Origin of the sequence: Labrenzia sp. PHM005 (assembly GCF_006517275.1) — a bacterium.
GTDB lineage: Bacteria > Pseudomonadota > Alphaproteobacteria > Rhizobiales > Stappiaceae > Roseibium.
Map to the genome: position 1 here is coordinate 1613444 of NZ_CP041191.1, position 17943 is coordinate 1631386.

General features: G+C 54.7%; 18 protein-coding genes and 1 tRNA gene. 12 read left to right on the forward strand and 7 right to left on the reverse strand.

Annotated elements, in window-relative coordinates:
- Positions 1 to 152 precede the first annotated feature (152 nt).
- Positions 153 to 1040 carry an N-formylglutamate amidohydrolase gene (locus FJ695_RS07325; protein ID WP_141188622.1) on the reverse strand — a complete coding sequence of 296 codons (888 nt, stop codon included), beginning with the start codon at positions 1038 to 1040 and terminating at the stop codon, positions 153 to 155.
- Between the two features lie 209 nt (positions 1041 to 1249).
- On the opposite strand from FJ695_RS07325, the gene cpdR reads away from it, so the two are divergent.
- The 4 genes from cpdR to FJ695_RS07345 all read left to right on the forward strand — a co-directional run bounded on the left by cpdR (position 1250) and on the right by FJ695_RS07345 (position 2914).
- On the forward strand, positions 1250 to 1609 hold the full coding sequence (gene cpdR, locus FJ695_RS07330; protein ID WP_141184824.1) for a cell cycle two-component system response regulator CpdR: 360 nt from the start codon (positions 1250 to 1252) through the stop codon (positions 1607 to 1609).
- Positions 1610 to 1743: 134 nt separating this feature from the next.
- Positions 1744 to 1818, forward strand: a tRNA-Val gene (locus FJ695_RS07335).
- A gap of 151 nt (positions 1819 to 1969) precedes the next feature.
- Positions 1970 to 2095 (forward strand): type B 50S ribosomal protein L36, encoded by a 126-nt coding sequence (gene ykgO, locus FJ695_RS07340; RefSeq protein WP_006932207.1) that lies wholly within the window; start codon positions 1970 to 1972, stop codon positions 2093 to 2095.
- Positions 2096 to 2263: 168 nt separating this feature from the next.
- On the forward strand, positions 2264 to 2914 hold the full coding sequence (locus FJ695_RS07345; RefSeq protein WP_209010960.1) for a tetratricopeptide repeat protein: 651 nt from the start codon (positions 2264 to 2266) through the stop codon (positions 2912 to 2914).
- A gap of 141 nt (positions 2915 to 3055) precedes the next feature.
- Here the strand turns inward: FJ695_RS07345 and pyk are convergent, their stop codons facing one another.
- The gene (pyk, locus tag FJ695_RS07350) at positions 3056 to 4492 is read right to left on the reverse strand and encodes a pyruvate kinase (protein ID WP_141184826.1); all 1437 of its coding nucleotides are present in this window, start codon (positions 4490 to 4492) and stop codon (positions 3056 to 3058) included.
- Positions 4489 to 4977, reverse strand: a complete 489-nt coding sequence (locus tag FJ695_RS07355) for a DUF1036 domain-containing protein (protein WP_209010961.1) — start codon at positions 4975 to 4977, stop codon at positions 4489 to 4491. Before FJ695_RS07355 ends, pyk begins: the two co-directional genes overlap by 4 nt.
- A 417-nt stretch (positions 4978 to 5394) precedes the next feature.
- On the opposite strand from FJ695_RS07355, the gene FJ695_RS07360 reads away from it, so the two are divergent.
- From FJ695_RS07360 to FJ695_RS07370, 3 genes are all read left to right on the forward strand, one after another.
- Positions 5395 to 6204 carry an N-formylglutamate amidohydrolase gene (locus tag FJ695_RS07360; RefSeq protein ID WP_141184827.1) on the forward strand — a complete coding sequence of 270 codons (810 nt, stop codon included), beginning with the start codon at positions 5395 to 5397 and terminating at the stop codon, positions 6202 to 6204.
- 39 nt (positions 6205 to 6243) lie between these two features.
- On the forward strand, positions 6244 to 6543 hold the full coding sequence (locus FJ695_RS07365; RefSeq protein WP_141184828.1) for a DUF1244 domain-containing protein: 300 nt from the start codon (positions 6244 to 6246) through the stop codon (positions 6541 to 6543).
- 142 nt (positions 6544 to 6685) lie between these two features.
- Positions 6686 to 6952, forward strand: coding sequence for a DUF2312 domain-containing protein (locus FJ695_RS07370; RefSeq protein WP_133951361.1), 267 nt, complete (start codon positions 6686 to 6688; stop codon positions 6950 to 6952).
- Between the two features lie 81 nt (positions 6953 to 7033).
- On the opposite strand, the gene FJ695_RS07375 is transcribed toward FJ695_RS07370, so the two are convergent.
- Positions 7034 to 8827 (reverse strand): DUF882 domain-containing protein, encoded by a 1794-nt coding sequence (locus FJ695_RS07375; protein ID WP_371708976.1) that lies wholly within the window; start codon positions 8825 to 8827, stop codon positions 7034 to 7036.
- 244 nt (positions 8828 to 9071) lie between these two features.
- Entirely contained in the window at positions 9072 to 10640 is a 1569-nt protein-coding gene (locus FJ695_RS07380) for a sigma-54 dependent transcriptional regulator (protein WP_141184829.1), read from the reverse strand.
- Between the two features lie 190 nt (positions 10641 to 10830).
- Between FJ695_RS07380 and FJ695_RS07385 the strand changes: the two genes are divergently transcribed.
- The 5 genes from FJ695_RS07385 (at position 10831) to rluA (ending at position 16319) form a co-directional block, all read left to right on the forward strand.
- Positions 10831 to 12657 carry a M3 family oligoendopeptidase gene (locus tag FJ695_RS07385; protein WP_141184830.1) on the forward strand — a complete coding sequence of 609 codons (1827 nt, stop codon included), beginning with the start codon at positions 10831 to 10833 and terminating at the stop codon, positions 12655 to 12657.
- Positions 12658 to 12674: 17 nt separating this feature from the next.
- Positions 12675 to 13589, forward strand: coding sequence for a DUF3445 domain-containing protein (locus FJ695_RS07390; RefSeq protein ID WP_141184831.1), 915 nt, complete (start codon positions 12675 to 12677; stop codon positions 13587 to 13589).
- 97 nt (positions 13590 to 13686) lie between these two features.
- Entirely contained in the window at positions 13687 to 15066 is a 1380-nt protein-coding gene (locus tag FJ695_RS07395) for an AarF/ABC1/UbiB kinase family protein (protein WP_141184832.1), read from the forward strand.
- A gap of 174 nt (positions 15067 to 15240) precedes the next feature.
- Positions 15241 to 15522, forward strand: a complete 282-nt coding sequence (locus FJ695_RS07400) for an aa3-type cytochrome c oxidase subunit IV (protein ID WP_141184833.1) — start codon at positions 15241 to 15243, stop codon at positions 15520 to 15522.
- Between the two features lie 125 nt (positions 15523 to 15647).
- Positions 15648 to 16319 carry a bifunctional tRNA pseudouridine(32) synthase/23S rRNA pseudouridine(746) synthase RluA gene (gene rluA / locus FJ695_RS07405; RefSeq protein WP_141184834.1) on the forward strand — a complete coding sequence of 224 codons (672 nt, stop codon included), beginning with the start codon at positions 15648 to 15650 and terminating at the stop codon, positions 16317 to 16319.
- A gap of 16 nt (positions 16320 to 16335) precedes the next feature.
- Here the strand turns inward: rluA and FJ695_RS07410 are convergent, their stop codons facing one another.
- On the reverse strand, positions 16336 to 16929 hold the full coding sequence (locus tag FJ695_RS07410; RefSeq protein ID WP_141184835.1) for an NAD(P)H-dependent oxidoreductase: 594 nt from the start codon (positions 16927 to 16929) through the stop codon (positions 16336 to 16338).
- 144 nt (positions 16930 to 17073) lie between these two features.
- Positions 17074 to 17943, reverse strand: coding sequence for a sulfotransferase (locus FJ695_RS07415; protein WP_168206287.1), 870 nt, complete (start codon positions 17941 to 17943; stop codon positions 17074 to 17076).

A 17943-nucleotide genomic window follows, 5' to 3' on the forward strand; every position in this document is an offset into this window, starting at 1 on the left:
GCTTATAGGCTTGTAATTTGTGCGATGCAATGCAATCTTATTGCGGTGCGATAGAGTTTTCTGTCGCATCGCCCTCCTTGGGCGTTTCCTCCCTAGACTTCGGCCGCCTCTTTTGAGTGCGGCCTTTTTTTTTATTCGATTTAACGAAGGAGCTATTCGGCCGCGATCGGATCCGCGATCAGGCCAGCATCCGGCATGGCGGTGAGCTCGCGGACAAAATCCTTGAGATCGTGGAACAGCTGACCGAAGCCGTCCGTAGGCTTCTGCGTCGTTTCATCCATATAGAGGCCGCGATTGATTTCGATCTGCAGAGCATGCAGGCCGCTCGAGGGCCGGCCATAGTGTTCTGTAATAAAGCCGCCAGCATAGGGTTTGTTCCGGCTAACGCTGTAGCCTTTGTTTCGCAAGGCTTCAAAAGCAAAGTCGGTTAAGTCGCTGTTGCAGCTGGTGCCATAGCGGTCACCAAGAATGAAATCCGGCCGGCTGTCCGTGGACTGGCATTTTACGCTGGACGGCATGGAGTGGCAGTCGATCAGGACGGCATGGCCAAAGGTCACATGTGTTTGCGCCAAAAGCCGCCGAAGAGTGGAATGATATGGCTTGTAAATCGCTTCAACGCGGCCAAGAGCCTCTTCCACCGGGAGTTTGTGTTTATAGATCTCGTAGTTTTCGCTGACGATCCTGGCAATCGTTCCCAAACCGCCTGCGACCCGTATTGAGCGGATATTGGCATAGGACGGCAAGCGGCCATCGAACATCTTGGGATCGAGCTCATAGGGCTCCCGGTTAACATCCAGATAGGCCCGCGGGAAATGCGCTCTAAGCATGGGAGCACCCAGTGGCACCACATGTGCAAACAGGTCATCCACATAGGCATCTTCAGAGCGCCGGATCGACTGTTCGTCCAAACGGGAGGCGGCTAGAAAACTTTCCGGGTATTGCCGTCCAGAATGTGGCGAATTGAAAACGAAGGGAAGCCGTTGATCTGCGGGGCATAAAACTTCGAATGCGGGCAGGCCGTTGAAGTCGGTATCAAACAGGGCATTCGAGGTGCTTGGTGGTAAGCTTGTCAAATTCAATGTCCCGGCTAAGGCGATATCCTATGGTGCCAAGGAATCAACACACAGTCCACAGTGGTTCGGTCAAAAGCTTAGGACAACCAATTCTTCCTATCTTTCTTTTGATTTCGGGCTATAACCGGCAAAAGGTTTAATCGCTCCGCGAATTCAAAGGAAATTGGTTGCCCACTATGTCGCGAATCCTGCTTGCCGAAGATGATAATGACATGCGCCGCTTCCTGGCGAAGGCTTTGGAAAATGCCGGGCATGATGTCGTGTCCTTCGACAACGGCAAAAGCGCATATGAAAGATTGCGTGAAGAGCCGTTTTCACTTCTTTTGACGGACATCGTCATGCCAGAAATGGATGGCATCGAGCTGGCGCGCCGCGCGACGCAGCTGGACCCGGATCTGAAAGTGATGTTCATCACCGGTTTTGCAGCGGTTGCGCTCAATCCGGAATCGGACGCGCCGAAGGATGCCAAGGTCCTGTCAAAACCGTTCCATCTCAAAGATTTGGTTCAGGAAGTGGAGCGGATGCTGGCTGCTTGAGAGCGCCAATCAGTAGGGTTATCCGGTGCACAGGATTTTTTGACAGTTCAGTGAAAAGGGGGTTGCACTGGTTTTCGATCCCCGCTATATCGCACCCCACCACGGCGTTGGGGCGCCGGTGGCCGAAGAAATTCGGGCGTGTAGCTCAGCGGGAGAGCACTTCGTTGACATCGAAGGGGTCACAGGTTCAATCCCTGTCACGCCCACCATTATTACGCTGATTGATCTGATCAAGATGCGTAGGTGACTGGAAGACTAGCGCAGAAGACTGCAGCAACTTTCCGGAAACTGGTTGAGGATGTGAGCGCCTTGGGCGCTCATTTAGTTTGAAGTAGAAAACGACCCCACGGGGACAGTGACATGAAGATCAAGAACTCGCTCAAAGCGTTGATGACCCGTCACCGGGACAACCGCATGGTCCGCCGTAAGGGCCGCGTTTACATCATCAACAAGAAAAACCCGCGCTTTAAGGCACGTCAGGGCTAATCCTGCTTCGCGCGTTTCAGCTGGGAACGAATTGTTACGTCAATGGGATGCGCCTTATCGGCGCTGAGGTTGACAAATTGTTCGTAAACCGCAGAAACACGCGATAGTGTCAATATCCGGGATTGACCGCCGCATTCAACGACCCATAATCGTTGGATGCGGATTTTTGTGTTTGCCATTCTTCTCCTATTTGCTCCGGCTGCCGCCACAGCGCAGACGGTGCCTGATCTCGGTCCGGAGGCTGACATGCCGTCCGTCGAGGATTTTGATGCACTGCCTGATCCTGAGCCAGAGGCTGGCGGCCAAGTGGTGGTTGAAGACGAAGACCCCACTGAAACTCTTTCTAAACTCGACAGTCTTTACGCGGACCTTTCAGGAGCGGACGATCCAGCCGTGCGGGAGCGTGTGTCGCGCGATATCCGGCGGATCTGGATGGACTCAGGCTCCGATACCGTAAACTTGCTTATGGTACGGGCCGGACATGCGATACAAGCCAAAGACCATGGATTGGCGCTCGATCTGCTTGATGTGGTTGTTGTGCTGCGTCCCTCTTTTGCCGAAGGCTGGAACCGGCGCGCGACGGTTCATTATATGAAAGAAGATTTCGGCAAATCGCTGGTCGACATAGAACGCACGCTGGCGCTGGAGCCCCGGCATTGGGGTGCACTTTCGGGCCTTGCGATCATTCAGCGGCGCCTGGGTTTTGAAAACGAGTCTCTGGAAACATTCCGCCGGGCGCTTGAAATTCACCCAGGCTTGGAAAATGCCGAGAATGCAATAGAGGCGCTTGAAAAGGCCGCCGAAGGCGAACCAGTTTAATTAAGCCCGTATTTGACAAGCGTTTGCCCGCGTTTAGGCGCGAGCCATTTTCGGTCGGCGATTTAGAATTATGGTGGAAGGCTAATCGATTTAAAAAGGCGGCCAAAAAAAAGGCCGCCTTTTGTTTTGCTCAACGAACCGTCAAATGCCGCCCTGTCCGTCATTGCCAACAAATGCAATCCGCAACATGTTGGTGGAGCCCGGTGTTCCAAACGGGACACCAGCGGTGATGATGATCCGTTGACCTGGTTTTGCCCATCCTTCGGAATGAGAAATCCGGCAAGCACGGTCGATCATGTCTTCTTCGTTGGCAGCGTCTTCACTGACAACGCAGTGTAGGCCCCAGCCGAGCGATAGCCGGCGGGCGGTTGCCATGACCGGAGACAGAACGATGATCGGGCAAGACGGGCGTTCCCGCGATGCACGAAGGCCCGTAGCCCCAGACGTTGTGTAACAAACCACCGCAGCCAGATTGAGGGTCTCCGCGATTTGGCGAGCCGCAGCTGAAATCGCATCGGACCCTGTTGCTTCCGGTTCGGTGCGCTGAGCGTAGATGATGGTCCGGTAGTTGGGATCCTGCTCAACTTCTTGAGCGATCTTGTCCATGGTCGAGACTGCTTCTTCCGGAAAATCACCGGCAGCGGACTCGGCGGACAGCATGACCGCATCAGCGCCTTCGTACACTGCTGTGGCAACGTCCGAAACTTCTGCGCGGGTTGGAACCGGAGATGTAATCATCGATTCCAGCATCTGGGTCGCGATGACAACCGGCTTGCCGGCCCGGCGGCAGGCGCGGGTGATGCGCTTTTGCAAGCCTGGGACCTGTTCGAGAGGCATTTCCACGCCCAAGTCGCCACGAGCAACCATGATTGCGTCAGACAGCTCAATGATCTCATCCAGCCGGCCAATGGCCTGAGGTTTTTCGATCTTCGCCAATACGCCGGTGCGGCCGCGCGTGATCTTGCGGACTTCTGCAAGATCTTCAGGCCGTTGCACAAAGGACAGAGCAATCCAGTCAACGTTCTGGTCCAGTGCAGCAATCAGATCCTTGTGATCCTTTTCCGTCATCGCACTTGTGGCGATTTCAGAATCTGGAACACTGACGCCCTTGCGATCGGACAGCTTGCCGCCAACGATGACCTCGGTTACGGCCTTAGCCGCGGAAGCCTCAGTCACACGCAGTTGGATCTTGCCGTCGTCCAGCAACAGCCGGTGTCCGGGTTCCAGGGCTTTCAAGATTTCCGGGTGCGGTAGGTGGACCCGGTTGATATCGCCCGCAGAAGTATCTGCGTCCAAAGTAAAGACCGCTCCGTTTTCCAGCATCACTGGGCCATCGCCGAATGTGCCTACACGCAGCTTGGGTCCTTGAAGATCGGCCAAAATGCCGATCGGTCGTCCTACATTTTCCTCTACAGCACGGATGCGGGATACCAGCATCTTGAGACGGTCATGGTCAGTGTGGCTCATGTTGATACGGAACACGTCCGCGCCAGCACGATACAACTTTTCGATGATGTCTTGTTCTGAGGAGGAGGGTCCGAGAGTAGCTAGAATTTTAACTCGTCGGTTTCGCCTCATCGCCCACCTGTCCCTTGTTGCACGGGCTCGGTCAACTGGACCGTCCAGCTGCTCTGTTCGCCCGTGTCGATTTCGAAAAAGCCTGTCCGCTCGAAACCTCGAGCAACGCAGTCTTCAATTCCGCGGATGGTGAACTCTTTTTCCCGGGTGCACATGAACGCCCGGCCGCCCCATTCGCCGAATTGATCGTAATCGACCGCATAGATGTAATAGTAACGTGACACCAGAGAGCCGGGTACGAGAGTTTCACAGCTGTTGGATTCAAGATTCCACCAGCCTTCTGTGATCCAATCGGATTTATCTTTGTAGCCGATAGCTACTCCGACCTGGCTGTCCGTCTTGTTGCAAAGACGAAGGTCAGCCTTGGCGCTTCCGCTGTTAATAGCACTTATGAAGAGGGCAATACCAAAGGCGCATAAGGTCTTAATAGACGTGTTGATCCACGTCCGAGACCTGCCCTGGTGCCGTTCCCCTACCTCAAACATACGCAGTCGTTCACTTTGCTGCTTTACAGACATTGGCTTTTTGCGTGGACAACAGTGTCTTGTCAACGTCGTTAACAATATATGTGCAAGAGTAAAACCCTATTATTGCCGCACTGATACCCTTTTGGCCCACCCGGATAAAACCAAACTATCGTATGTGGTGATAATTGGGGCGGGAACATGACAGTAACCTTGTGGGTACAGCCCAGCTGTCAAAAAACGGTATACAAACACTTTCATCCACATCAAAAATATCCAGGTAATGATTGGGGTCAAAATTGCCCGCTGTTCAAAAACAGCGATTCGAGTGCCTGTTTTGCGGACATTGCGGATTATTCGGACTTGGTTCCCCGCCAGCTTTGGCGTACACCTGTCCGCCTGCCAATAATGCTGTTTTTCGTAATCAAGAAGATCTAGATGACTGATCCTGCGCTGATGCCGGACACTTCCTTTCAGCCGTATGAATATGTTCATGGTGATGAGAGCGCCGGGGTTTTGCTGCTGTGCGACCACGCCCGCAATACAGTGCCGCAAGAATATGGCGACCTGGGTGTTCCGGCCGCCCAGTTCGAGCGGCACATTGGATATGACATTGGTGCGCGTGCTGTAACACTCGAGCTGGCCCGAAGGCTCAACGCCCCGGCCTGCCTGTCGACGTTTTCAAGATTGCTGATCGACCCCAATCGGGGCGAAGATGATCCAACGCTGATCATGCGTCTGTCGGATGGCGCCGTGGTGCCCGGCAATGCGAAAGTCGACCAAGCTGAACGCCAGCGCCGGATCGACCGATTCCATAAACCTTATCATGGTCTGATCTCCGGGACCTTGGACCGAATGATGGCAGCCGCACCGGCGCCGGTTATTATTTCGATCCATAGCTTTACACCAGTTTGGCGGGGTGTGCCCCGTCCCTGGCACGTGACGGTGCTGTGGGACAGCGACCCGCGCGCTGTAACTCCCATGCTGGACGGTTTGCGGGCGCAAAGTGATTTGATCGTGGGGGACAACGAACCTTACGACGGCGCCCTTGAAAATGACACGATGTACCGGCACGCAACAAAACGGGGGCTGTCGCAAGCCCTTCTGGAAGTGCGCCAGGACCTGATCGCCGATGAGGCCGGGGCATTGGAATGGGCCGATCGGCTCGAGCCTATCTTAAGGAATTTGTCGCAGGCGCAAGATTGCCGGCAAGTCCGGCACTATGTATCCCGATGCGATAACAAGTGACAGGGTGTATGCCGGATAAGAGCTGAGGGAGATGAATTGATGGACGATCAAACCAAAACCGAACTGGAAGCCGCCGTCTTTCGCAGGCTTGTGGAACATCTTCGCGGACGCACGGATGTCCAAAACATCGACATGATGAACCTTGCTGGTTTTTGCCGCAATTGCCTGTCCAACTGGTATGCGGAAGCTGCCAATGAAAAAGGGCTGGATGTGGAAAAAGAAGCAGCGCGTGAGCTGGTCTATGGCATGCCTTATGCTGATTGGAAGGCCAAACACCAGACCGAAGCGACCGAGGAGCAAAAAGCGGCTTTCAAAAAGAGCCATCCTCACCACCACTGAGATGTACGGTTTGTTCCGGTTCGCTTGACGTCGCTGGCGAAGTCTGGCACGGCACGGGCCGGTTTCCTTGCAGCGGAATTCATATGTTGCCGCTGCAGATGTTTGCTGAAGAGATAAAAACTAACTAAGGAGTAACACTCGAATGTCCGATCCGGGTGGAGTCGCCGCAGATCAGCTGCGCGCATTTATTGAGCGCATTGAGCGACTGGAAGAAGAAAAGAAAGTCATCTCGGATGACATCAAGGATGTTTACGCAGAAGCCAAAGGCAATGGCTATGACGTTAAAATCCTGCGGAAAGTTGTTTCACTTCGCAAGAAACAGCCACATGAGCGGGAAGAGGAAGAGGCGGTACTCGACCTTTACCTTCATGCCCTCGGGATGGCTGGCCCAGGCCCGTCTGAAGGCTAAGGTTTTCTTGCTACAGAATGAAAAAAGGCTGGTTCTTGGAACCAGCCTTTTTTCTTTTCTCAGGTCCGACGATGGACCGGATTATCGAGCGAAGTGAACGGGCAGCACCACAATGGCCGGGCCCATAAATCGGTCGGTTCTAAGATCGCCATAGGGGGTCTGTTCGAAGCTTGCAGCGACAAAACGGTTGCCAGGTTTGATGACATTGGTCAGCTGGCGCTGGTTCGGGTGGCTCAGCCAAGCAAATGTCCGGTGGCGTGTCGTGTTGGCGCCAGTCAGCACAAGCGATTCTGACCTATCGGGGAGGCTCGCAAAGCCAGCCAGCGGGTCTACAATTTGATTGCGCGGTATCCGGCCAGAAACTGATGGACGGGCAATGGCTGCCTTGGGCGCCGCAACCGGGCGGTTATCGGAAGCTTTCTCTGGAGCTGCAACTGCCGTACCGCGTAGGGACCGGCTTAACTCAGGCGGTGTCGGTGCAGCAGAAGCATAAGCCAAGGTCGATCCAGGCCGAGGAGCTGGTTCCGGTGAGGGGACAGCGGTGCCTGTCGCGGCCGCAATGGCGGCTACAGGATCGTTAACTGAGGTGTTTGATGCAGTGCCACCGAGTTTTGCTGCTGCCGCTTGGGCCGCTGCCTGTAAGCCGGCAGCGGGTTTTTGTCCCGGCGCACCGGCGACAAGAAAACGATCGTTCAGAGGCTTGCTGGCAGCTGGTGGTTGGCCGGCGGCCAGTGCGGCCCGCTGACTGTCCAGAGTATTGGGTGCAGGCGTAGGTAAGGCAGCTGCCAATAGTACCGGCGCATCTATGTCAGGTTTCAACTCCGGCGCGGAGCTTGCAAGCACAACAGCTGGAGTGGCTTCTGGCGTTTCAAGAAGTTTCCGTCCGGGTACTGGTGGATTTTCGAGAACCGGAGAGACCGCGGCGGTTTGCGTTGCCGATTGGCGTCCGCCGACGGCACCTGGGCGGGTGGAATCTTTTGAACCCGCCCGGTTACCACCACCAAAGAGACTAGCAAACAGGTTGCCGCCACCGGTGTTTTCCCGTTCGACATTCGCTGGGGGTGTCGGTTTTGGTGCGGTTCTTACGCTTTGATTGCGGGTTGTAAGCACACTTGCGGATTCATCGCGCGTACTAGGAGCGCTCGCAGAACTCCGATCGTTAGACGCCACAAGGGTTGGTCGTGAACGTTTGCTGTTGCCGGATTTGGCCTGCGCGAGCGCCAGTTTGTAGCCTTTAAGCGGTTTGCCGTCAGACGGCACATGTAAGGTTTTTCCGTTCGGGAAAACTTTTACCAGCTGGGACCGGCTCATGCGCGGCCAGTGGCGGACCCGACCGGTATCCATATGAACGAACGGCGAGCCCGAACGCGGATAGTAGCCGACACCGCCGACGTGCTTGCGCAGACCCGCGGCGCGCAGTTTGGCAAGATTGACACCTGGAATATAGAAATCCATGGCCTTGCCGAGCGTATGCTGACTATTCCGGGCAACGCCCTTTGACCGCTTGCGCAACATGTTGTTGGTGGCCGGCGAGCGATAGCTGGAAACGACGTAGATATGATCTCTGGCGCGAACTTTCTGATAGACCTCCCAGACAAGGTCGAGCAGCTCGGGGTCGATTTTGGTGATTTCGTTGCGGCGCCAGTCACGCAAAAAACGATTGGCTTCCCGAAGACCGCCCGGAAGATACCGGCCGTTCTTTTTGAAAGTAATCGATACACGCTCTTTGGTGTGCGTGTTGTAAAGCTTTAAGGTTCTGGTTTCTGCTTCAGCCGAGCCTGCGAGCGTCAAAGCAAATGCCATGACCGCGGCCGCTGAAACTGCGGCGCGCCTCAACCAGGCGACGGCGTCGAAACCAACTGACCGTTTACGCAATCTCTATCCCGCCGTTTTGTGGTGGCTTACACCCATCCCGTGCTCCCCAGCAGACCGCAAGTTTATCTGCCGCAGGTTAAGAAGTTTTTACCCTAATTCCAGTTGTGTGGAAAACGTGGCAAAATTGCAACTCTGCGGCTGGTTATCCGCAGACATCTGCAAAAATTCCTGCCGACAGTGCCCTAGCGCGGGAATGTGTTCAAAAATCGTCGGATCTTGAACTTAAGCTTTGATATGAAACAGATTAAGCGGCGGCGTCAGTGCCGCCATCATCAAGCCCGTATTCCTTAAGTTTGCGGTAGAGGGTCGAGCGGCCAATCCCGAGCCGTTTGGCGACTTCGGTCATCCGGCCGGAATAATGCTTGATCGCAGCTCTGATGAGCTCTTCTTCAACATCTGTCAGCTTGCGGATATGGCCTTCTGGGTCGAGGTTGCGCATGAAACCGAACGGCGCGGAGCTTTCAAAGCCGGCCGGCGGTTGGGCCTGCGCAATTGCACCAGGACTTGCCGCAGCGGATTGCGGTGCGTGTGCCAAAGGCGGTGGGTCTGCAGGCGCCGGTGCTATCGGCGTCAAGGTGGCTGGGCTTGGGGCAGTGACACCATGGCCAACAGGCCGTTCAATTGCTGCTGCTACTTGAGGAAAGTCATCGAATGTCAGTTGGGGGCCGTCGCAAAGGACAACTGCTCTGAACATGGTGTTTTGCAGCTGGCGGATGTTGCCTGGCCAAGTGTACTCCTGCAGCATGGCAAGAGCATCGGACATGATGCCGGAAACCTGCGGTTTGCCTTCTTCGGCTGCAAATCTTGCAAGGAAATGGCGGGCCAGGGCCGGAATGTCTTCGCGCCGGTCGCGCAGCGGTGGGATCCAGATCGGAAAGACGTTCAGCCGGTAATAAAGGTCTTCCCGGAAAGCCCCTTCCTTGACCTGATCGATCAGGCGCCGGTTGGTTGCCGAGATCAACCGGAAATCGACCTTCACCGGACGGCGGGAACCGATCGGATCGATTTCGTTTTCCTGGATCGCGCGTAGAAGCTTGACTTGAACGTCCTGTGGCAGTTCGCCAACCTCGTCGAGAAACAGAGTTCCGCCGTGGGCTTCCTGGAATTTGCCTACATGTTTGTCGACAGCACCGGTAAAGGCACCTTTTTCGTGGCCGAACAGGATTGATTCCACGAGATTGTCCGGGATGGCACCACAGTTGACCGTGATCAGCGGTTTGGACTTGCGGTCGCTGGAGCCTTGGATTGCGCTGGCAATCATCTCCTTGCCAACGCCGCTTTCGCCTTCAATCAGGATCGGGATGTTGGAGGCGGCGGCGCGTTTGCCAAGATTGATCACCCGTTCCATAGCCGGGGAATGGGTGATGATATCCTTGAAGGTGAGTGTGCCGGAGGCCTTTTTCTGGATCCGGGTGATTTCGCCTTCAAGAGCCGATGTTTTCAAAAGGTTGCGGATCGAGACATTCAGCCGTTCCGGAGCCACAGGCTTAACCGCGAAATCCTGGGCGCCCGCGTTCATCACAGAGACCACGGTATCGATACCGCCATGGGCTGTCTGAACGATCACAGGTGTGGAGATCTTGTCTGAGCGCAGGCGCTCCAGCACGCCGAGGCCATCCAGTTCCGGCATCACCATGTCGAGAATGATCAGATCAATCTCGCTGGCTTCCGGCCCAGTCATGATCCGCACCGCTTCGGCGCCGTTTTCGGCAGTCTTGGAGCGGTAGCCGAATTTGGTTACGGCCTCTTGCAGCAGACGGCGCTGAATCGGGTCGTCGTCGACAATGAGAATTTTGCCACTGAGTGCTTGCATCAGATGCCTTCGATCATGCCAATGTGTTTCGTTTCGGGCCATTCTGGTGGCAAAGCGGTAAACAAATCCTCCAAGAGGGTCGAAAAAAGTTTCAGTTTTTCGATTGCGGCGCCCTGTGCGAACAGCCTACAAAATGCTTTCTAGTCCAAATGAAACGCCTTGACGTTTTTACCGATTTTCGGAGTGAACCATGCCGTTGCCGCACCCTGTCCTTGCGCCTCAAACCTCTGGATCGGTGGATCTCGGTGATTTGCCGGAATGGAATTTGACGGATCTTTATCCGTCCGTCGACGCGCCTGAAGTCGCTGCAGACCTGAAGGAAGCGCTCGACCGGGCCAAAACCTTCGAAGTCTCCTATAAGGGACGGCTGGCAGATTTGGCAGAAAACAATGTTGCCGCCCTCGTGACTGCAATCCGGGCTTATGAGGACCTAGAAGATCTGATGGGCCGGCTGATTTCTTTTGCCGGGCTTGTTTACGCGGGTAACACCACAGACCCGGCCTCCCAGAAATTTTATGGCGATGTGCAGGAGCAGATCACCACCGCCAGCTCACATCTCCTATTCTTTTCCCTGGAAATGAACCGGATTGATGACGGCATCGTCGATGCCGCTCTAGAAGACACACATCTCGCCCATTACCGGCCATGGATCGAGGACCTGCGCAAGGACAAGCCCTACCAACTGGAAGACCGGGTGGAGCAACTGTTTCACGAAAAATCGGTTACGGGCAGCGGTGCCTGGAACCGCCTTTTCGATGAAACCATGGCATCGCTCACGTTCGAAGTTTCGGGTGATGAGTTGCCCGTTGAACAGACTCTCAATCTTCTGACAGACGTATCGCCAGACAAACGTGCCGAAGCCTCCAAGGCTCTGATCAAGACGTTTTCTGAGAACCTCAGCACCTTCACCTTGATCACCAATACCTTGGCGAAGGACAAGGAGATTTCGGACCGTTGGCGGAATTTTTCCGACATTGCCGACAGCCGTCACCTGGCCAATCGAGTGGAGCGCGAAGTTGTCGACGCAATGGTCTCGGCTGTCCGGGAAGCCTATCCGCGCCTGTCGCACCGTTATTATAAGCTAAAAGCCAAATGGCTCGGCATGGACCAGCTCAATACCTGGGACAGAAATGCGCCGCTTCCGGATGCTGACACGCGCGTTATCCCTTGGGCCGAAGCCAAGGACACAGTGCTTTCCGCATATGAAACCTTTTCGCCGGATATGGCCGAAATCGCTGGACGCTTCTTTGACAAGGGCTGGATCGATGCGCCGGCGCGCTCCGGGAAGGCGCCCGGCGCCTTTGCTCATCCAACCGTTCCAAGTGCGCACCCTTATGTTCTTCTGAACTATCAGGGCAAGGTCCGCGATGTCATGACCTTGGCCCATGAATTGGGCCACGGGGTGCACCAGGTGCTGGCAGGGCCAAACGGTCCGCTGATGGCACCAACACCGTTGACCCTGGCCGAAACCGCAAGCGTTTTTGGCGAGATGCTGACATTCAAATCGATGCTGGCCAAAGCGGACAATCCGAAAACCAAAAAGGTCATGCTGGCGTCAAAAGCCGAGGACATGATCAACACGGTGGTCCGCCAGATCGCTTTTTATACCTTCGAGCGCAAACTCCACACCGAGCGGCGCAACGGTGAATTGACCGCTGATAAGATCGGAGAACTCTGGCTGTCTGTGCAGGGCGAGAGCCTAGGGCCTGCGATCAAGCTGAACGAAGGTTATGAGACTTTCTGGACCTATATTCCGCATTTCATTCATTCGCCGTTTTACGTCTATGCCTATGCATTCGGTGACTGCCTGGTGAACTCGCTTTATGCGGTCTATGAAGAAGCTGAAACCGGGTTCCAGGAGAAATACTTTAACCTTCTGAAGGCTGGCGGCACCAAGCATCATTCCGAGCTGCTGCAACCGTTCGGGTTGGACGCTGCCGATCCTGACTTCTGGAAGAAGGGCCTTTCGGTCATTGAGCGGCTGATCGATGAGCTGGAAGCGCTGGACCAGGACTAAGGTGTGAGCGCTTTTTGATGCATAAGCCAGCGCCCCCGTTTCAGCACACGCCGTATGATGGCACCAGCCTGCCGTTCACGATGGGTTTGAAACCGATTACGGAAGAAACCTGGCTAGAGCCGGATCCGTTTCTGGAGAAGCATCTGGCAGAGAAGGACCGGCTGCTTGAGGCTGATCGGGATGCTGTGTTTCGGGCTGAAGATGGCACGAGAAACGCGCAATATGAAATCCTAACGCTGATTGTTGAAAACCTGCAGCGCCATCACGGTGCAACGTATTCGATTCGTAAGAACCAAGGCATCATCAAAAGTACCGGCCGAACAGTCGATCTTGACGACGAGCCCGCTCTTCTGACGGCGGCGCGGCTGGTGCAGGAAGACCTTGTGCTGATGCGCCCCGGACCCGACGGTTATCGGCTTGCCGCAGCCTGTCTGTGTTTTCCATCATCGTGGTCGCTGGCAGAAAAGTTCGGTCAATCGATGAGCGGGATCCACAAACCTGTGCCGGGCTTCAACGGACACCGTATGGGCATGATGGTGGCGCGGCTGTTCGACAATCTGAAGGCCGGCCAGTACGTCTGCCGTTTTAATTGGTCGATCTATCCGGACGGTGAATTGCATCATCCGGAGGCGAAACAAATTGATATCGACAATGACGAGGCGGCGCTGCCGCGGTTGTTCTTACGGGTTGAACGGCAGACCCTGCGGCGGCTGCCGAAAAGCGGCGATGTGCTGTTCACGATCAAGATCCATCACGACCCGCTGACCGCTTTGCAAAACCAGCCAAATCGTGCCGCGCTTGCAGCTCATCTCAAAGATCAATTGATGGGATTGGACCTGGATCAGTTGGCCTATAAAGGGCTGACACGCGGCCGGGAAGCCCTGGTTGAGGCGCTCGCTGAAATTGCAGCCGAAGTCGAAGGCGCCTTGTAGAAACGGTGCTTCCTCAGGCCGCAGACTGGATTTTGGCTGGCTGATCTATATCTATCGATCAAACGCGTGACTGTATCGTCGAGGAGCCTCTGAGTTTATGCCGCAGGACAAGGACCGCGAAAGTAATCGTTTCAGTGCCCGTATGGGCCGCTACGCCAAGGTCGGGACCAATATGGGCGGGATCGCAGCCAAGGTTGCCGGCGCCAAGCTTTTGGGCATGGAACTCGACAACGGCAAAAATGCTTCGGATCTCGCTGCGGCACTTGGTGGCCTGAAGGGGCCGTTGATGAAGGTCGCGCAGCTTTTGTCGACCATTCCGGATGCTCTGCCACCGGAATATACCACCGAACTTGCCAAACTGCAGGCCAGTGCGCCGCCGATGGGCTGGGCTTTCGTCAAACGCCGCATGCGGGCTGAACTTGGGGCAGATTGGCAAAAGAAATTTGACAGTTTTGACCGGGAGCCGGCGGCGGCGGCCTCTTTGGGGCAGGTGCACCGGGCAGCCGGACATGACGGCCGGGTGCTAGCGTGTAAACTGCAATATCCGGATATGGCCTCAGCGGTAGAGGCAGATCTTAAACAATTGCAGATGCTGTTTTCCCTGCACCGGCGGATGAAACCTGCGATCGATACAAGCGAAATCGCCAAGGAGATCAGTGCCCGGGTGCGGGAAGAGCTCGATTATTACCGCGAAGCTGCCCACATCGATCTTTACCGGAACATCCTTGAAGATGCTCCGCATATCCGTGTTCCAAGTGTCGTGCAGGATCTGTCGACCAAACGTCTTTTGACCATGAACTGGCTGCATGGACGTCCGCTTTTGGATTACAAGGAACATTCCCAAGAAGACCGCAACCGTTTGGCTCAGACGATGTTTCATGCCTGGTGGCATCCGTTTAGCCACTATGGGGTCATCCACGGGGATCCGCATCTTGGGAACTACACCGTGTTTGAAGAAGATGGTGTCCCATCGGGTATCAACTTGCTCGATTATGGCTGTATCCGGATCTTCCCGGACGCTTTTGTCGAGGGGGTGGTGGATCTTTACAAAGGGCTTCTCGAAGAAGATCAGGATCGGGTCGTCTCGGCATACGAGCGCTGGGGCTTTCAAAATCTCAAAAAGGAGATCATTGAGGTCCTCAATATCTGGGCACGATTTATATATGGACCATTGCTAACAGACCGGGTGCGGTCCATTGCCGATGGTGTTTCAGCGGCTGAGTATGGGCGCAAAGAGGCGTTCCGAGTGCATTCGGCCTTGAAGGAACTCGGGCCAGTGACCGTGCCGCAGGAGTTTGTCTTTATGGACCGTGCAGCGATCGGTCTAGGCGGTGTTTTCTTGCATTTGCGGGCTCAGTTGAATTTCTTCCAGCTCTTTAATGAGCAAATCGAAGGATTTGAAGCTGCAAAGGTCCGCGACCGCCAAAGTGCTGCGCTTAAGTCTGCAGGTCTGCTAGGCGTTGGGGAAGCCGCATAATAAAGCCAGTGGCTATTCTGCGGCAAAGCGGCACGACAGAACAGAAAAGAACCCTGCCACAAAACGTATCCTGTTGGAGCATAAGAAATCGGCAAAACCCCGCCGGAAAATATTGCTCAATGGCAAGGCTTTCTGTATGGATGACATCGAATTTCGATTTTCTTGGGGGACTTAATGTCTAACGAAACTGCGCCGGCAATGGATTACGATTCGCACGAGCGGACCTACGAAGGCTTTATCAACTTCTCCAAAGTTGGAACCATCGCCGTTTTGAACATCGTGCTCTGTCTGATTCTGTTCAGCTTCGGTGGCACAACGGCCGTTGTCTTTGGTGCGCTGATGGTGCTGGCAACGATCGTTGCGTCTGGCATTGGTGTTGCGCTGGGCGCGAACGGCTGGGTACCGCCCGCAGTTATTTTTGGGCTGACCGGTGTCCTGTGCATTCTACTGGTCTAAGCGATAACTGACTTGTCTCCTCAGCCTTTGAGTCTTCGGGACTTCAAAATGGGCAAGAGGTTCTTGAAAAGGCGCGGCTTTGGCGGCGCCTTTTGTTTTTTCAATTACATTGTATAAGCCAGGCCATGAACCAGAGTGCCCCGGCCCCCTTTGTCTACAATCCGCCACTTGAGCCGTATTTGTCCGTGCTCCACGTGGATGAGGATCTCTTGATCGTCGACAAACCCAGCGGGTTGCTGAGTGTTCCGGGCAAAGCTCTAGAGCACAGCGATTGCGTCGAATCGCGGGCTCAAAAGACCTACCCGGATGCGCGAATTGTACACCGGCTGGATATGGACACCTCCGGGGTCATGGTTCTTGCTATGAATGCTGCAGCTCATCGTCACCTGGGGCTGCAATTCGAGCGGCGCAAAACGCAAAAAACCTATCTTGCGGAAGTTTGGGGGCATATTGCTGAAGACGAAGGCGAGGTGGACCTGCCGCTCATCTGTGACTGGCCCAACCGGCCGAAACAGATGGTGTGTTTTGAAAATGGCAAGCCTGCCCTGACGAAATGGCAAGTACTGGACCGGAGAGACCAGACAACCCGGCTCCGCTTGTTTCCCTATACCGGCCGTTCACACCAGCTTCGTGTGCATATGCTGGCTTTAGGGCATCCGATCATTGGCGACCGCTTTTACGCGAATGGGGAGGCGCTGGCAGCTTCATCCCGTCTAGCGCTGCATGCTGAAAGCCTGACACTGCATCATCCGGTGGGTGGGGAGCGGGTTCGATTTGAGGCCGCATGTCCGTTTTGAAACAGGTTCACCTACGCTAAGCAGATTTTCGGCCGAGGTCTTCCATCTTTTTCAGCCACCCGGAAACCGTCTTCTCATTTGCCTGCTCGACCATTCCGAGAAGCGTGGAGCGAACAGGCGCAAATCCAATGAAGCGGAATATGTTTCGCTCCAGGTTTTTGAGGCTGTGGGCGCCATACCAGAAACGGTAGACGAGGGCAGGCATACCCATGGTGACAATGATACGGGCCGATTTGCCTTTCATCTTGCCTTCGGGCCAAGCGTTGTCCGGCCCTTTTTCAAAAGCTGTGTCGTAGTGAAAAATCTGTTCCAGAAAGGCCTTTGTGTAGGCGGGCAACGTGCCGAGCCAAAGCGGGTAAACCAGCACAACATGATCGGCGGCCAGGATGAGATCTCTGGCCGGTTCCAAAGCCGTTGGTGTCGGCTGGTCTTGGAATTCGGATGGTTTCTGTAGAACGGGGAAATCTAAATCCGCGATCCGAATCAAATTAGCTTTATGGCCGGCCCGTGATGCGCCTTCCTCGTAGTGGGCAGCCAATGCATGGCATAGATGATGAGTGTTTGGATCCGGGTGGCCATCCAAAACGACAATTTGTTTGGGTGTGGTCATGACAACGCTCAAGTGTTGCTGTTGACCTAAGAAATCTATCCTGCGTCAAAAAGGCCGTCCTTGAGACGGATCAACAGCGCGCGCGCGTTTCTATTCCTCTGGCAGTCCCGGGCAGATCGCGATGAGCGATATTCGCGGAATTGTCTATTGGATTGTCATCTTGCTCGACTGCAACAAGTCGGGGCTTTCCGGATAGATTTCGGTCAACCGGTCTTGGCACAAATGCGCAATAATATGCAGCTCAACATCTGTCAGGGTTGCCGGGTCTTCATAGGAGAGCACCGGAGTTGGGTCCGTATCTGAGGCCGGTGTGTGCCGATTGACTTTCAAATCCGCTATCTCGCGCTGAATGTTCTTGAGACCCGAGAAGGCCTCCAGTTGACTGATCGCAGCGTCTTTATCTGCCAGAAACACTTCGAATTTGATCGGATGCAGCATGGCTGGAACACTCTCGAAGTTTTTCCGGCTGAGCGCGGCTATGACGTCGGTGTTGTTGATCCATTCTGTACAAGTCGCGATCAATTGATCTTCCGTGCTGATCAGCCCGAGGCTTTTCTGGGAGCGGACGACGTCAACAATGTTGCGATAGATATAAATGCACTTGAGGTCCGGTATGAAATCCGCGGCTTTGACGATGCTCAAGAAGGAGCTCTTCGGCGACTTGCAGGCCCAGACTTCTTTTTCAATGGCTTTTGTCGCTTCGTCGTAGTGTTGCTTGAAAAACATGAGTGCGCCAACCAATGCATGTTTCGGTAATTCGCCCGGAATTTCCAAGTCGGCTACACCAAAATCCTGATTTCCTGCCAGGAGATTTTGCAAATAGAAAGACTGCAGATCTCTGTGCTCCTGGAGTGCTAGGCATTCTGAATGTGTAAATTCACTGAGCATCAACAGTCGGCGTGCCGCATCTGCTCCATAACAGATGCCATTGTCCGAACTCGAGATTAGGCGTTGGATGAATGTGGCGCCTGAACACGCTGCTGGCGAGGAAACAATTATTGGGGAGTTGGACAC

Bases quoted from the DNA above. Each gene is read 5' to 3' on its own strand.
- FJ695_RS07365 (WP_141184828.1), top strand. From the start codon at position 6,244: ATGGACGATCAAACCAAAACCGAACTGGAAGCCGCCGTCTTTCGCAGG.
- FJ695_RS07410 (WP_141184835.1), bottom strand. From the start codon at position 16,929: ATGACCACACCCAAACAAATTGTCGTTTTGGATGGCCACCCGGATCCA.
- FJ695_RS07370 (WP_133951361.1), top strand. From the start codon at position 6,686: ATGTCCGATCCGGGTGGAGTCGCCGCAGATCAGCTGCGCGCATTTATT.
- FJ695_RS07390 (WP_141184831.1), top strand. From the start codon at position 12,675: ATGCATAAGCCAGCGCCCCCGTTTCAGCACACGCCGTATGATGGCACC.
- ykgO (WP_006932207.1), top strand. From the start codon at position 1,970: ATGAAGATCAAGAACTCGCTCAAAGCGTTGATGACCCGTCACCGGGAC.
- FJ695_RS07355 (WP_209010961.1), bottom strand. From the start codon at position 4,977: ATGTTTGAGGTAGGGGAACGGCACCAGGGCAGGTCTCGGACGTGGATC.
- FJ695_RS07360 (WP_141184827.1), top strand. From the start codon at position 5,395: ATGACTGATCCTGCGCTGATGCCGGACACTTCCTTTCAGCCGTATGAA.
- FJ695_RS07400 (WP_141184833.1), top strand. From the start codon at position 15,241: ATGTCTAACGAAACTGCGCCGGCAATGGATTACGATTCGCACGAGCGG.
- cpdR (WP_141184824.1), top strand. From the start codon at position 1,250: ATGTCGCGAATCCTGCTTGCCGAAGATGATAATGACATGCGCCGCTTC.
- rluA (WP_141184834.1), top strand. From the start codon at position 15,648: ATGAACCAGAGTGCCCCGGCCCCCTTTGTCTACAATCCGCCACTTGAG.
- pyk (WP_141184826.1), bottom strand. From the start codon at position 4,492: ATGAGGCGAAACCGACGAGTTAAAATTCTAGCTACTCTCGGACCCTCC.
- FJ695_RS07385 (WP_141184830.1), top strand. From the start codon at position 10,831: ATGCCGTTGCCGCACCCTGTCCTTGCGCCTCAAACCTCTGGATCGGTG.
- FJ695_RS07395 (WP_141184832.1), top strand. From the start codon at position 13,687: ATGCCGCAGGACAAGGACCGCGAAAGTAATCGTTTCAGTGCCCGTATG.
- FJ695_RS07380 (WP_141184829.1), bottom strand. From the start codon at position 10,640: ATGCAAGCACTCAGTGGCAAAATTCTCATTGTCGACGACGACCCGATT.